General features: G+C 42.2%; 15 protein-coding genes. 5 read left to right on the top strand and 10 right to left on the bottom strand.

The window, feature by feature from the left end; translation table 11 throughout:
* Window positions 1–10: 10 nt before the first annotated feature.
* On the bottom strand, window positions 11–1,618 hold the full coding sequence (locus MHH76_RS10265) for an FGGY-family carbohydrate kinase (protein ID WP_023857581.1): 1,608 nt from the start codon (window positions 1,616–1,618) through the stop codon (window positions 11–13).
* Window positions 1,619–1,969: 351 nt separating this feature from the next.
* Between MHH76_RS10265 and MHH76_RS10260 the strand changes: the two genes are divergently transcribed.
* Entirely contained in the window at window positions 1,970–3,061 is a 1,092-nt protein-coding gene (locus MHH76_RS10260; protein WP_020451616.1) for a GntR family transcriptional regulator, read from the top strand.
* A gap of 313 nt (window positions 3,062–3,374) precedes the next feature.
* On the opposite strand, the gene parC is transcribed toward MHH76_RS10260, so the two are convergent.
* From parC to MHH76_RS10245, 3 genes are all read right to left on the bottom strand, one after another.
* Window positions 3,375–5,798, bottom strand: a complete 2,424-nt coding sequence (parC, locus tag MHH76_RS10255) for a DNA topoisomerase IV subunit A (protein WP_020451615.1) — start codon at window positions 5,796–5,798, stop codon at window positions 3,375–3,377.
* Window positions 5,799–5,802: 4 nt separating this feature from the next.
* Window positions 5,803–7,770 carry a DNA topoisomerase IV subunit B gene (parE, locus tag MHH76_RS10250; RefSeq protein ID WP_020451614.1) on the bottom strand — a complete coding sequence of 656 codons (1,968 nt, stop codon included), beginning with the start codon at window positions 7,768–7,770 and terminating at the stop codon, window positions 5,803–5,805.
* A 323-nt stretch (window positions 7,771–8,093) separates the two neighbouring features.
* Complete coding sequence (locus tag MHH76_RS10245; protein WP_023857584.1) at window positions 8,094–8,507, bottom strand: CoA-binding protein; 414 nt, start codon at window positions 8,505–8,507, stop codon at window positions 8,094–8,096.
* 178 nt (window positions 8,508–8,685) lie between these two features.
* On the opposite strand from MHH76_RS10245, the gene plsY reads away from it, so the two are divergent.
* The 4 genes from plsY to MHH76_RS10225 all read left to right on the top strand — a co-directional run bounded on the left by plsY (window position 8,686) and on the right by MHH76_RS10225 (window position 11,783).
* Entirely contained in the window at window positions 8,686–9,279 is a 594-nt protein-coding gene (gene plsY, locus MHH76_RS10240) for a glycerol-3-phosphate 1-O-acyltransferase PlsY (RefSeq protein WP_023857586.1), read from the top strand.
* A gap of 102 nt (window positions 9,280–9,381) precedes the next feature.
* Window positions 9,382–9,669, top strand: coding sequence for a HesB/YadR/YfhF family protein (locus MHH76_RS10235; protein ID WP_020451611.1), 288 nt, complete (start codon window positions 9,382–9,384; stop codon window positions 9,667–9,669).
* A gap of 293 nt (window positions 9,670–9,962) precedes the next feature.
* Entirely contained in the window at window positions 9,963–10,994 is a 1,032-nt protein-coding gene (locus MHH76_RS10230; RefSeq protein ID WP_023857587.1) for a YdcF family protein, read from the top strand.
* A gap of 426 nt (window positions 10,995–11,420) precedes the next feature.
* A complete protein-coding gene (locus MHH76_RS10225) occupies window positions 11,421–11,783 on the top strand; it encodes a YxeA family protein (protein WP_023857588.1) in 363 nt (120 codons plus the stop codon).
* Window positions 11,784–12,007: 224 nt separating this feature from the next.
* On the opposite strand, the gene MHH76_RS10220 is transcribed toward MHH76_RS10225, so the two are convergent.
* The 6 genes from MHH76_RS10220 to MHH76_RS10195 form a co-directional block, all read right to left on the bottom strand.
* Window positions 12,008–12,310 (bottom strand): hypothetical protein, encoded by a 303-nt coding sequence (locus MHH76_RS10220; protein ID WP_020451608.1) that lies wholly within the window; start codon window positions 12,308–12,310, stop codon window positions 12,008–12,010.
* A complete protein-coding gene (locus MHH76_RS10215; RefSeq protein ID WP_020451607.1) occupies window positions 12,310–12,726 on the bottom strand; it encodes a YbgC/FadM family acyl-CoA thioesterase in 417 nt (138 codons plus the stop codon). The genes MHH76_RS10220 and MHH76_RS10215 overlap by 1 nt, the downstream gene beginning before the upstream one ends.
* Before the next feature lie 104 nt (window positions 12,727–12,830).
* On the bottom strand, window positions 12,831–13,067 hold the full coding sequence (gene tlp / locus MHH76_RS10210; protein ID WP_023857589.1) for a small acid-soluble spore protein Tlp: 237 nt from the start codon (window positions 13,065–13,067) through the stop codon (window positions 12,831–12,833).
* Window positions 13,068–13,092: 25 nt separating this feature from the next.
* Window positions 13,093–13,236 carry an acid-soluble spore protein N gene (locus MHH76_RS10205; protein ID WP_003182261.1) on the bottom strand — a complete coding sequence of 48 codons (144 nt, stop codon included), beginning with the start codon at window positions 13,234–13,236 and terminating at the stop codon, window positions 13,093–13,095.
* 68 nt (window positions 13,237–13,304) lie between these two features.
* The gene (locus tag MHH76_RS10200) at window positions 13,305–13,430 is read right to left on the bottom strand and encodes an FbpB family small basic protein (RefSeq protein ID WP_023857590.1); all 126 of its coding nucleotides are present in this window, start codon (window positions 13,428–13,430) and stop codon (window positions 13,305–13,307) included.
* 71 nt (window positions 13,431–13,501) lie between these two features.
* Window positions 13,502–14,008: a redoxin domain-containing protein gene (locus tag MHH76_RS10195; RefSeq protein WP_020451605.1), complete on the bottom strand. Its 507-nt coding sequence runs from the start codon at window positions 14,006–14,008 to the stop codon at window positions 13,502–13,504.
* Window positions 14,009–14,028 lie beyond the last annotated feature (20 nt).

The following is a 14,028-nucleotide window of genomic DNA, read 5'->3' as shown; positions in this document are numbered from 1 at the left end:
TTTCCACTCATTAAATCAAATGATCCACAGCGGCCTGCTCAATCATTAAACCTTTTTTGTACCGTTCGATAAATGCTTCAAATCCTTCAACATCTAATTGATCAGGGTAAATTTCTTGCCCGGCATCCTCTTCAAAGACTTTTTTGTCGAGGAAATCTTCTAAGCTTTCTTGTTGATCTTTGTTCATCATGTAAGAAGCAAGAATAGCCATTCCCCACGCACCGCCCTCTCCGGCAGTTGCCATAACTGATACTGGCGTATTCATTGCAGCTGCAACAATTTTTTGTCCGACAAGAGGGGTTTTGAATAAACCGCCGTGAGCTAAAATGCTATCAATATCAATATTTTCCTCTTTGGTCAAAATATCCATTCCGATTTTCAAAGCTGCAAAAGCTGCAAAAAGGTGTGTCCGCATGAAGTTTGCTAAATCGAAACGACTCTCTGGTGAGCGGACAAATAACGGCCGGCCTTTTTCTAGTCCTGTAATATTTTCACCAGAGAAATAACCGTAGCTTAGTAAGCCACCGCCGTCTGAGTCAGCCTCCAAAGCTTTATTCAACACCACTTCGAATAATTTATTCATTTCAACCTTTTGTCCCATTGCCTCAAAAAATTCACGAAACAACCCTAGCCAAGCATTCAAATCGCTTGAGCAGTTATTCGCATGAACCATTCCAACCGGACTGCCGTTTGGCGTTGTTACCAAATCAATTTCTGGATATACTTTCGAAAGTTCTTTCTCTAATACAATCATGGCAAAAACTGAAGTTCCTACTGAGATGTTTCCAGTGCGTTTCCTCACACTATTCGTAGCAACCATTCCTGTTCCAGCATCGCCTTCCGGCGGACAAACCGGAATGCCCGGTTGTAAATTTTTTGACTGATCCAGAATTTTCGCGCCAATTTCGGTTAATTCGCCAGCTTGCTCGCCTGAAATATAAACTTCAGGAAGAATATCCTTTATACTCCAAGGATATCCTTTGTTCGAAATCAGTTCATCAAACTGCTTGAGCATCGATTCATTGTAATTTTGCGTTGATTCATCAATTGGGAACATGCCCGAAGCATCTCCAATGCCAATTGCTTTATTGCCAGTCAGCAACCAGTGAATGTACCCAGCTAAAGTGGTGATATAATCAATGCGAGGCAAATGTTTCTCTTCATTTAATATCGCTTGATATAAATGAGCAATACTCCACCGTTCAGGGATATTGAATTGAAATTGATCAGTTAATTCTTTTGCTGCAGCACCGGTTGTTGAGTTACGCCAAGTTCGAAACGGAACAAGCAGCTCCCCTGTGTTGTCAAAAGCCATATATCCATGCATCATTGCAGAAAATCCAATAGAACCGATTTTGCGAATGGTGATGCCATAATTTCGTTCAACATCATTCTTCATTTCACTATAAGCTGTTTGCAACCCAGTGATAATATCTACTAAGTTGTACGTCCAAAATCCATCTTCCAAGCGGTTTTCCCACTCATAACTTCCAGATGCGATTGTTTCAAAACTGCTATCAATCAACACTGCTTTAATACGTGTGGATCCGAATTCAATTCCAAGCGATGTTTCTCCCTCAGTTATCGCCTGCTTGATGTTTACTTGATTCGCTTTCACGTTATCCCCCCTCTGATAGCGATTTCAATATTATTCGAAAGAAGGCATTCCCCTTTTCGCTTAACTTAATTACAGACTTAGTATATTTTTTGTACGTACATTTGTCAATCGATAATATAATATGTTCATATAAATATCACAACGATATTTATATTCTTTTTCTCTTCATGCTTATAATAAAAAGTATTTGTATAACATGAAATTTAAAGAAAAAAATTAGAATTACTTATTCATTTTCACGAAAATAAGGTGAAATCTTTTCATTCATTGAAAGCCATGATAAAATATGTCCACACAAATCATTCAATTAAAAAAATTAGAATGCGAACAACTATGAAAGAAGTGAGTGAAATGAAACCAAAGTATAAGGTCATCATTAATGATATAAAGAGTAAAATCCTTTCAGGAGTTTACAGGGTAGGAGAACAAATTCCTACTGAATCCGCCATACAAGAAGAATACAAAGTCAGCCGGCACACTGTTCGAAAGGCGATTTTAGAGCTGGCGAACGAGGGGTTTTTAAGAAGTGAAAAAGGGTCTGGCACTTATGTAAGTAATCAGTATCAATCAAAACCTGGAGGGAATTCCAATAATAAAATAATCGGTGTAATTACGACCTACATTTCAGATTACATTTTCCCGTCAATTATTCGCGGAATTGAAGGGAGATTGAATGAGGCTAATTATTCGTTACTATTAGCTAGTACAAATAATGATGTCGAACAAGAAAAAAAAGCTTTGGAAATGATGTTGTCATTTGGCGTCGATGGTTTAATTGTTGAACCTACGAAAAGTAATCTATACAATCCCAATATTGCTTACTATTTATCGTTTAAGGAACAGGATATTCCTTTCATCATGATCAATGCTTATTATGAAGAATTAGATGTTCCTTTTCTTTGTCTCGATGATGTGCAGTCCAGCTATCTCGCAACAAAAGAATTAATATCAAAAGGACATACACAAATTGGTCTCATTTCAAAAATGGATGATTTACAAGGAAAGTATCGAATGAAGGGGTATATAAAAGCGCTTGGTGAAGCCAAATTACGATTTCAACCAGAGCATGTGCTTTCGTACAATACAGAGACGAAGCTGGAACTATACACAAACCTGAAGAAGTTTCTAAATGAAAAGAGAGACGTGTTGACTGCAATTGTTTGCTATAACGACGAAGTAGGGTTGGAAGTAGCAAATGTATGCAGACAACTTAATATTTCTGTCCCGGACAAATTGTCAATTATTGGACAGGACAATTCGTATATTGCCAAAAATGCGAATATCAAACTAACAACATTGACACATCCTCAAGAACAAATGGGACACGATGCAGCTGATTGGGTCATCAAGAAATTGCAAGGAAAGAAAGACTTACCAAACGAAACCTACTATCAGCCTGTGTTAATTGAAGGTGAAACCGTAAAAGAGTTAGATGTACAATAATCTTGGTGTGATCAAGGAAAACCCAGTCCATGTGCACTAAAGGCGTGAACGCGGACTGGGTTGTTTTACTCTGTTATTAATTAAGCAGCAGAGAATTTTCATGTATTTGACGCTTACTCCAAAAAGAAAGCGAAAATCTCACCGATACGGGAAAAAGCTTGTATCACAAGAAAGTAGCCTAGCATTTAAAAATGAACCTGTGTAAAGTTTATCTGGCATGCTCTTTTTCTGCAGCATTCTTCGTTGTCTTGCAGAATGGCTCTATTCTTGATAGGCATGTGGTGATATCCCTAGAATTGGGCGCAGGTCGATTTCACTCCCGTTCATGTTTGCTGATCCATACATCCGTTACTTCCCCTGCCTCATCTTCGTCGATGATGAAAGAACCGTTGCTGTACCGGTCATGAAGCTTGATATCTTTGACAAGCATCTCCTCTGTGATGCCTTTTTCGGTTTGAAGCGTGATTTGAGCATGATATGAGCATGCGAGCAGCCCAGTGATGCGGTGAGGTTTTTTCTTCAATTCCCTCAGCATGAGAACCCCTCGTTTCGCCCGTGACGTTTTTTCAAATTCAGTGCGGTTCATTCGCTTAATAGATCCGCGCTGGGTCACGAGCACAAGCACATCCGATTCCTCTAAAACCTGCCCGCTGGCGACAAAGTCGCCGTCTTTCAAATTGACGCCTTTGACACCGGCCGCCCTTGCACCGACGACGCTGACCTCATCTTCTGAGAACCACAGACCGTAGCCGGAATGTGTCGCGATAAACAAATCTTTCGTTCCGTCCGTTACATGAACATCAACCACTTCATCGTCGCCTTTTAAGTTAAGAGCGACCAATGCTTTTGAATAGCGCTGTGCTTTATACTGCATCAGCTGAGTTCTTTTCGCCATTCCGTTTTTCGTAAAGAACAGCAGGTATTCAGATTCGGTAAACTCTCTGACAGGGATCGCCTTGACGATGGATTCATCGCTGTCGATCGATATGATATTCGTGATGTGCTGACCCAAGTCTTTCCATCTGATATCAGGAAGCTGGTGAACCGGACAATACACATAGCTCCCTTTATTTGTAAATAAGAGCAGTACGTCTGTCGTATTCATTTCCAGCTGACAGAGCAGACGGTCGGTATCTTTCATGCCGAAGTCCTGGCCGTTTGATGCAGCAAAAGACCGCTGGCTCGTTCGTTTAATATAACCGTCTTTCGTCACGGTCACATAAACGTCTTCAGACGCCACCATCACTTCAAGATTGATTTTGATTTCTTCAATTTTCTCCTCGATGACAGAGCGCCTTTGACCGGCATAGGTTTTTTTCACCTTTTTCAAGCTGTCTTTGATCACTTTCAAGAGTTTCTTGTCATTGGAAAGGATCTCTTCCAGCTCTTTGATCTTCTGGTCGAGTTCTTTTGCTTCTTCCTGGAGAGCCGTAATATCTGTGTTTGTCAGCCTGTACAGCTGCAATGAAACGATCGCTTCAGCCTGCGGCTCTGTAAATGCGAACTTTTCGATCAGATTGTTTTTGGCATCGCGTTTGTCATTGGAGGAGCGGATCGTCGCAATGACTTCATCCAAAATGGACAGTGCTTTCATCAATCCTTCTACGATATGATGCCTTTCCTTCGCTTTTTTCAGCTCATACTGAGAACGGTTGGTGATGACTTCTTTTTGGTGGCCGATATAAGCGTCCAAAATTGATGTGAGATTCATCAACATCGGTCTTCTGTTATGAATAGCCACCATGTTAAAGTTGTACGGAATCTGCAAATCCGAGTTTTTGTACAAGAAATTTAAAATACCTTGTGCATCCGCTTCTTTTTTCAGCTCAATCACGATTCTGAGTCCTGTCCGGTCGGTCTCGTCACGGACTTCGGAAATCCCTTCGACCTTCCGTTCAATCCTGAATTCGTCCATTTTTTTCACTAAATTCGCTTTGTTGACTTCAAACGGAATTTCAGTAATGACAATTTGCTGGCGGCCGCCTCTGATGGTTTCGATCTCGGCTTTGCCCCTGATAATGATTTTACCTTTTCCGGTTTCATAGGCTTTTTTTATGCCTTCTTTACCCTGAATGATTCCTCCGGTCGGAAAGTCCGGTCCTTTTACGAGCTCCATGAGGTCATCCACACTGCAGTTCGGCGAGTCAATCCGCCTTATCACGGCATCGATCACTTCCCCGAGATGATGCGGCGGAATGTCAGTCGCATACCCGGCGGAAATCCCTGTCGATCCGTTGACAAGCAGGTTCGGGAACATCGCCGGAAGGACGACGGGCTCCTTGCTTGTATCATCAAAGTTTGGCACAAACTCGACCGTTTCTTTGTCAATATCTCGCAAAAGCTCTGAAGCGATCGCTGCGAGCCTTGCTTCTGTATAACGCATCGCAGCCGGCGGATCACCGTCGATGCTTCCGTTGTTACCGTGCATTTCAACCAGCACGTTGCGAACCTTCCAGTCCTGGCTCATCCGCACCATCGCTTCGTAGACCGAACTGTCTCCATGAGGATGATAGTTCCCGATTACATTACCGACCGTTTTTGCGGCCTTGCGGAAATTCTTATCGTGCGTGTTCCCTTCCGCATGCATGGCGTATAGGATTCTTCTTTGAACAGGCTTCAGGCCGTCCCTGGCGTCAGGGAGCGCCCGATCCTGAATAATGTATTTGCTGTATCGGCCGAAACGGTCGCCGATCACGTCTTCCAATGGTAAATCATGATAAATCTCTGGCTGTGCCATTTATTTAAACCTCCTCAGCGACCGATAAATTCTCGTTTTCTAAAATGTTGCTTTCTTCATCAAGTCCGAAAGCGACGTTTTTCTCAATCCATTTTCTTCTCGGCTCAACTTTGTCGCCCATCAATGTCGTCACGCGCCTTTCCACACGGGCTGCGTCATCGATTTTAACCCTGACAAGCGTTCTTGATTCGGGGTTCATTGTCGTTTCCCAAAGCTGGTCAGCGTTCATTTCGCCGAGACCTTTATAGCGCTGAATCGTATATCCTCTTCCGACTTTTTTGAGGACGTCGTCCATTTCTTCATCAGACCAAGCATATTCAATGATTTCTTTTTTGCCAGACCCTTTGCTGACTTTATAGAGCGGCGGCAGCGCGATAAACACTTTTCCGTGCTCGATCAGCGGCTTCATATAGCGGTAGAAAAAAGTCAGGAGCAGCACTTGGATATGAGCGCCATCTGTATCCGCATCTGTCATGATGATGACTTTGTCGTAATTGATGTCCTCAATGTCAAAATCAGCGCCGACCCCTCCGCCGATCGCATGAATAATCGTATTGATCTCTTCATTTTTAAAAATATCGGCCAGCTTCGCTTTTTCCGTATTGATAACCTTTCCGCGGAGCGGCAGGACAGCCTGGAATTTCCGGTCTCTTCCCTGCTTTGCTGATCCTCCGGCAGAGTCACCCTCCACGAGATACAATTCGTTTTTGGACGGATTCCTTGATTGTGCAGGCGTCAGCTTGCCGGAGAGCGTCGCTTCGGATTTCTTTCTTTTCTTTCCGCTTCTTGCCTCTTCTCTTGCTTTTCTCGCAGCTTCTCTTGCCTGGGAGGCTTTAATCGCTTTTTTGACGAGCAATGTTGCCGTTTCCCTGTTTTCTTCAAGGAAATATGCGAGCTGCTCGGAGACGATCGCATCAACGGCTGATCTTGCTTCACTCGTGCCGAGCTTTCCTTTTGTCTGTCCTTCAAATTGAAGAAGCTCTTCTGGAATCCGGACGGAAACGATGGCTGACAGGCCTTCCCGGATGTCCGTTCCTTCAAGGTTTTTGTCCTTTTCTTTTAAAAGGGCCACCTTTCTCGCATATTCGTTGAATGCTCTTGTCATCGCCGTTTTCGCACCGGACTCATGGGTTCCTCCGTCCTTTGTTCTGACATTATTGACGAATGACAGGATGTTTTCGGAATAGCCGTCATTAAATTGAAACGCGAAGTCCACCTCGATGCCGTTATGCTCCCCTTCAAATGAGACCACTTCAGAAAGCGCGTCTTTCTCCTCATTTAAATAAGCGACAAAAGCTTCGATTCCGTTTTCGTATAAAAACGTTTCTTTTGTTTGATCGCGTTCATCGATCAATTCGATTTTTAATCCTTTTAACAAAAAGGCTGATTCTCTCAGACGCTCTGAAAGCGTTTCAAAGTTAAAAGTCGTTGTGCTGAACATCGTAGGATCAGGCTTGAAATGAATCAGGGTGCCGGTCTTTTTGGTCGTTCCGATTTTATCAAGGGATGTCACCGGTTTGCCGCCGTTTTCAAAACGCTGCCTGTAAACATTTCCGTCCCGCTCAATTGTGACTGTCAGCCACTCGGACAGGGCGTTTACAACGGATGCACCGACGCCGTGCAGCCCCCCGCTCGTTTTATAGCCGCCTTGGCCGAACTTTCCTCCGGCATGCAGCACTGTCAAAATAATTTCGGGAGTCGGTTTGCCGAGCTTATGCATTCCTGTTGGCATTCCCCGGCCTCTGTCTTGCACCGATATGCTGTTATCTTTATGTATCTTTACTATAATATGATTCCCATGGCCCGCAAGGACTTCATCGACGGAATTATCGACGATTTCATATACGAGATGGTGCAGACCCCGGCTGTCTGTCGAACCGATGTACATACCGGGGCGTTTTCTGACCGCTTCAAGGCCTTCGAGCACCTGTATGGAATCATCATTATAGTCAAATTGCTGTTTCTTAACCAAATGCATAAACCCCTTTCAAAAATCAAACATTGCTTATAAAGAATAATACACACTCTGTCATGTAAAGCAAAGTATTATCCGATTCTTTTCCAATCGCTTCAAGCATTGTCGGGAAAATGTTAAAATGTAAGCTGTTTTTTTGCACAGCCGTCATTTTACACGATTCGTCCCCTGGAGGACAAGGCTTTTCCACCAGCAATTGGAAAATCATTCTTAAAAAAACTGTCCAAGACTTATTGTAGCCGTTTTTCACAGCAATTCGCAAACATATTCTCGCATAAAAAAGACAAAAACCCTTGAATAAACAAGGATTTTTGTCTTTTTTATGCCGATTTTGTTAACGCGTGTGCCACTTTTATACACAAATCCATAATCACCGTATAGCCTTTTTCGCTCAGAAGCCGATAAGCTTTTTCGTTGACAAGCCCCTGCTGCGCCCAAAACACATCTGCATCTATCTCCAGGAATTCCTTTGCGACATCGGGCAAATGTTCGGATCTTCTGAACACATTGACGATATCGACATGTCCTTCAATGTCTTTTAATGATGCCACAGCCTTGACGCCCAGCGCCTCATCTATGGACGGATTGACAGGGATGATGTCATATCCCGCGTCCTGCATCGCTTTTGATACCATGTACGATGTTCTTTCAGGATTGTCGGACAGACCGACTACCGCGATTCGTTTACTGTTTTCAAGAATGCTTTTGATTTCCTGTTTAGAAGGGTTTTCCATGGCGATCACTCCTTTTACGTTCAGTTTACACGAAATCAAAGGCGATAATCAAAATTTTCATATGATTAGCGCGCATTATCTTGTATGATATATACGGTACTTCTAAAGAAAAGCCGTCATGAAAGGCGCCTCTCATGTTAAAATAAAGAGAAGGGATCATCTAAAAAGGAGAAATGAAATGTTAATTGCTTTATTATTTGTTTTAGCCTATCTACTCGGCAGCATTCCGTCCGGCTTAATTGTCGGAAAGGCCGCCAAAGGAATCGACATCAGGGAACACGGCAGCGGCAATCTTGGCGCCACCAATGCATTCCGGACACTTGGGGTGAAAGCCGGCTCCATCGTGGTGGCTGCGGATATTTTGAAAGGGACGCTCGCCGCCTTTCTGCCCACCATCCTCCACATCGGCGTACACCCTTTGTTGGCCGGTGTAGCCGCAGTCATCGGGCATATGTTCCCTGTGTTCGCCAAATTTAAAGGCGGAAAAGCTGTCGCTACTTCCGGAGGCGTATTGCTTTGCTATCAGCCTTTTCTGTTTCTCACAATGATTGCGGTGTTCTTTCTGTTTTTGTATATCACAAAATATGTATCGCTTTCTTCCATTTTAACCGGCTTGTATACAACGGTTTACAGCCTGTTTACGAAAGATCTTTTATTGGTGGCAGTCGTCGCCTTTCTAACGGCGTTTGTCGTATACAGACACAGGACGAACATTAAACGCATTATGGATAAAACCGAGCCCAAAATCAAGTGGATGTCCGGCAAAAAATGAGCCTATCCGAAAAACATTATATTTTCATGATCGGACAAAATCGTTATATACTATAAATAGATTCAGCATGCTTTGAAACAAATGATGAAGGAGTGCTTGCCCGTGAATTTGAAAATTAATGAAGAGGCGCTTAAATGGTATAAGGACGAGCTTGATTTAAAAGAAGGAGATCAGGTTCGCTTCTTTGTCCGCTACGGAGGCTGCAGCAATGTTCAAAAAGGCTTCTCCCTTGGGGTTTCAAAAGATGAGCCGCAGCAAATCGGTGTGAGCGCGGAAAAAGACGGCATTACGTTTTTCGTTGAAGAAAGCGATGTATGGTATTTCGACGGCCATGATCTGCTTGTCACCTATAACGAATCTTCGGAAGAGCCTGTTTTTGAATATCAGTAAAAAAGAGCATTTTATAAAACTTGCAGAGAAACTCTTGTTTTTCTGCAAGTTTTTTTATTTTTCATCTTAATTAAAGTACCGAAAAAAGCCTTCCAACACATAGACTGGCTCGCCTGAGTGTGCGGCAGCTGCACACCGTACGCTGCGTACACCTCCCGAATAACCGAGTGAGTATAGATTCTGTATATCTAAAATGCAGTTCGTCTAAAATAAACCGGCAAGGATTTTCCCATTCTTAAAGATTTTTACATACTCTTCTATTATACAGAGTCATTGATATCGAGGTGTTTGACATGGTTTACGGTGTGATAACCTTTATTTTGCTAGCTGTTTTTCTGATCTTTTATTTAACGGACCGAAGAAGGATCATCAACGGTTTTTTATTCAATCTATTTTTTTGTTCATTTCTTGTTCTATCCTACTATCTGGCATACGTTGTCGGAATCGGTTTTTTCAGACTGTTCGTCATTGTACCGCTGCTGATCTTTTTCTTTATCCTAACGTTTGGTCTATTTGCTTTAATGATCGGGTTATTTCTGAATGCGAGAATTCTTATCAAAAGAGAAGGACGGCGATTGTCTAATTGTTTGACTTTAATTTCCGGGTTAGGCATTATCATATTTTTCCTATTATCCGTGATTGACCCCGCTCGTTTTTTATCGCCAAATGTTCAGCCATTGTTTGCGGGATCATCGCTTATTACGATCTATTTCTTTTTTCATTTAACAAATTTCTTAACAGCTTATTTTCTATATCAATTTAACAGACCGAAGCTTAATCAGGATTACATCATCGTTCTCGGGAGTGGATTAATTAACGATACAGTCCCCCCGCTTTTAGCAAGCAGGATCAATAAGGCTGTCGATTTTTATTGGAAACAGACAGCTGTTGCTTCTCCGCCAAAAATCATTTTCTCCGGCGGGCAAGGACCTGATGAAAATCTTTCTGAAGCCGAAGCCATGCAAAGATATGCTATAAAAAAAGGGATACCTGGAGAGCACACTTTGAAAGAAGACCGTTCTGTAAATACATATCAAAATATGCTTTTCTCCAAACAACTGATGGACTCATTAACAGCCGGCAAATATAACAGCATCTTCACAACAAACAATTTCCATCTGTTCCGTGCCAGCCTATATGCAAAACGAGCAGGCTTGAAAAGCGATGGCATCGGTTCAAAAACCGCTTTTTATTATTGGCCGAACGCCATGATCCGTGAATATATCGCTGTTGTTGTGATGAATCGTAAACGGCATAGCATTGTCGTGGGAACTATATTGGGTATTTCTATCCTTTTGACCGCATTTAATTTTTTCATTGATTAAAAAATGGCAGTCTCAATTGATTATGATGGGTATTTTCGAAGGACATCTTCACCAAAAAGGTGTCTTTTTGCTTGGAAAATATAATTTCACTGCACTGATGCTTCAAATATCTTTTTAATAGTCAGCATAACAGCGATTGATAGAATGGAAAACGATTTTCCCCCTATTTCGCAAAAACCTCCCCTTCTTTTATCTGCAACAAGCCACAACTGAAAAGTGATTTTTTCAAATGCTAAAGCCTCAATTTACCCTTATCAGATCTAATGGTGAACAGGTTCTTTTTTCTCAATGCTTCTCCCTGCTTCAAGTAGCTGTTTTTTTGGTGCGCTTGGACTTTAAATGCTTACAACAGTGAAAGGAATATGTAAGATAAATCAATGGTTTCGTTTGGAGGTTTTATATATGATGGGTTCGAGGTGATAAAAGATGAAATGGTTTTTAGGGATTTTAACGGTAGGACTGATGATTTTGGCCGGGGGCTATTTTTTATATTCCGGATATTATTCAACGGAAGCTTATTATGTCAAAATTACAACAGATCCAAAAGTCGTTAAAGAAAAAACAAGTGATGGATACACATATATAAATTATAACTATGATGTTACGGGTTATGATAAAGATGGAAAACCCAAAAACCTAAAACTCTCTTCTCAGGAAAAAATGCAGAAAGGTCAGTATTATATTATTCATTGGGAAGACAGAAGAGAAATCATATCCAGCAAAGAAAAAGCAAGCGAGAAGCAAATAGATCAGGACATCATGCACAAATTAAACAATCAAAGTCAATGAGACGCTTACTCTGCTCCCTAAAACTTCTTGTTTTAGGGACTTTTTCACGAAAAATAAAATGACTGCGGCCTTATCAAGGCATGAAAAACACTAAGGTACGACATCATTGAAACTAAAGATATCGTTCCGACTTTTTCTCCTTCAATGTTTGCTCATCAGGATGAAACAAGCAAGGACAATGCTTGCTTGTTTCAAGGGTGTCCGGGTATCTCTAAAACACCGGATTATTCGAGCCTGAAACGCTTGATATGGCTTGAGAGCTTTTCTTGTTTTAAAATCTCGATCTGCTTCTCTCCCAATAAATCAAAGTGAGGAAATTTGCTTCTTTTATGGATCCACTCTTTTTTCAGTCCGTACTGTTTGCCCCACTCTGCAAGCTTATCAATGTTGCCGCATCCGGCTTTTGTCACGGTATTGACATCCGGATACCTGTCATCGAGCCAGTAATGCGTGAGGAACGCAACTTCGCCGTTTAAAACGGCGCGCTTCCATTCGTTCAGCTCGTTTCTTTTAATACCGAATGCCATTACTTTTTGGCCTCTTCATAAGCTTCATGCCACTTTGGATAAAGCTTACGGAACTGAACCGGTTTGAAGCTGTCCCCGTCAACGCAAATATGGGACGATGTGGCCTTCACAGCGGTTTCGCCAGCGGAATTGAAGATTTCATACCCATATACCGTCTTAAAGCCGTTATATTCTTCAATCCATGTATGTACTGTCGCGGTTTCACCGTAGCGAAGAGGTTTGACGTAGCGGACATTGATATCCACGACAGGCGACAGGATGCCGTCTTTCTCCATTTCGGCGTAAGAGAAGCCGAGTTCTTTAATTAAAGCCGTCCGTCCAACCTCCATCCAAATCAAATAATTGGCGTGATAGACGACGCCCATTTGGTCTGTTTCGGCATAGCGGACTTCTATTTCTTTTTTTGAGACGTACAAATTCCTCTACTCCCTTTTCACAATATATATAATCCAATCTTAGCATATAGAATGGGCAAAAACACGACAGACGGCTTCATGCAAAAAAACCAGGTCGCCCTGGTTTATTGATGATATCCGTTTTCGCGGTCTTCCGCCTCGTCATGGATTTCATTGCGCATCGCCTCAATGCTCTCATTTCGGCGTTGATTTTTTTCGCGGATCTGCTCCTGTTCCGCCTGGTTGGCAAAAGACAGCTGCTCCTCAGACTCCTCGATATTTTCGATTGTGTTCTGCACCATGTCTTGAAGCTTCTCCACGTTGTCTGATCTGTCATCCGGATGATGTTTTTGGTGTGTCATGCGGGTCTCTGCCTCCTTTTCTTCTTTACTCGCCTTTTGTCTGCATAATGATCGGCGTTTCTCCTGATTTATCATGCATCTTTTTTCCTTTGTTGCGCTTATATTCTACCGGTTTTGTCCCAAGATGGCTCGGGGCAAATTTAGACTGTTTGTCATGTTCCCTCGGCATGTCTATCCCTCCTTTTCAGCATTAGGATTCTCAAAAAGGAGCGTAAACATGAATCGATTTTTAAAAAGTCACTTCAGCTTAAATTTCTCTTCAAGCTTATCTTCCAGCCGATCAAGAAACTCCTGGTTGGTCATGAGCTCCTTTTTGTTTTCCAAGACAAGTTCTTCAAATGTCCGCCTTTTCGTTTTTTTCATGTTGAATCACCTCCAGCTTGTTTTCATTTTCACCATTTTTTGGGCGATATAAGCAAAAAAGCCGGGATTTTTTATAATCCCAGCTTTTCTTCCATATTCTTTTTCGACATCGTCCCAAGGACGATATCTTGAATCATTCCGTTTTCATCAATAATAAATGTTGTCGGATACGAAAAAATCTCGTATTTCGCATTGATGCCCGTTCGATCTAAGACGATAGGGAAATGTAAACCGTGCCTTTCGGCAAACGTTTTGACCGACTCTTCGTTTTTCTCGGAAGAGGTAAAGTTGACGGCCAAAACGGCAATGTCCTGATTTTCGTTTTGGAGTTCTTCCATTGCAGGCATTTCTATTTCACACGGTTTACACCAGGTGGCCCAAAAATTTAACAGCACTTTTTTCCCTTTAAAGTCTGATAAAGATACATCGTTTCCATCCTTTAAAGACGGAAGCGTAAAATCAGGCGCCTTGTCTCCTTTCGCAATGCCGATTTCGGCTTCCTTTTGCCCTGTGAAGTTCCATACCGCAAGACCGGCCAAAACGAAAAGAAACGCGGCAGCCAGCAATTTTTTCATCATCGGCATCCTCCAATTCAGGA

Origin of the sequence: Bacillus sp. FSL L8-0193 (assembly GCF_037976065.1) — a bacterium.
Classification (GTDB): domain Bacteria; phylum Bacillota; class Bacilli; order Bacillales; family Bacillaceae; genus Bacillus; species Bacillus paralicheniformis.
The sequence above is the reverse complement of the archived record's forward strand: the minus strand, read 5'-3'. Positions and strand labels throughout refer to the sequence as shown.

Bases quoted from the DNA above. Each gene is read 5' to 3' on its own strand.
- MHH76_RS10260 (WP_020451616.1), top strand. From the start codon at position 1,970: ATGAAACCAAAGTATAAGGTCATCATTAATGATATAAAGAGTAAAATC.
- parC (WP_020451615.1), bottom strand. From the start codon at position 5,798: ATGGCACAGCCAGAGATTTATCATGATTTACCATTGGAAGACGTGATC.
- MHH76_RS10245 (WP_023857584.1), bottom strand. From the start codon at position 8,507: ATGGAAAACCCTTCTAAACAGGAAATCAAAAGCATTCTTGAAAACAGT.
- plsY (WP_023857586.1), top strand. From the start codon at position 8,686: ATGTTAATTGCTTTATTATTTGTTTTAGCCTATCTACTCGGCAGCATT.
- MHH76_RS10230 (WP_023857587.1), top strand. From the start codon at position 9,963: ATGGTTTACGGTGTGATAACCTTTATTTTGCTAGCTGTTTTTCTGATC.
- MHH76_RS10225 (WP_023857588.1), top strand. From the start codon at position 11,421: ATGAAATGGTTTTTAGGGATTTTAACGGTAGGACTGATGATTTTGGCC.
- MHH76_RS10220 (WP_020451608.1), bottom strand. From the start codon at position 12,310: ATGGCATTCGGTATTAAAAGAAACGAGCTGAACGAATGGAAGCGCGCC.
- tlp (WP_023857589.1), bottom strand. From the start codon at position 13,067: ATGACACACCAAAAACATCATCCGGATGACAGATCAGACAACGTGGAG.
- MHH76_RS10205 (WP_003182261.1), bottom strand. From the start codon at position 13,236: ATGCCGAGGGAACATGACAAACAGTCTAAATTTGCCCCGAGCCATCTT.
- MHH76_RS10200 (WP_023857590.1), bottom strand. From the start codon at position 13,430: ATGAAAAAAACGAAAAGGCGGACATTTGAAGAACTTGTCTTGGAAAAC.
- MHH76_RS10195 (WP_020451605.1), bottom strand. From the start codon at position 14,008: ATGATGAAAAAATTGCTGGCTGCCGCGTTTCTTTTCGTTTTGGCCGGT.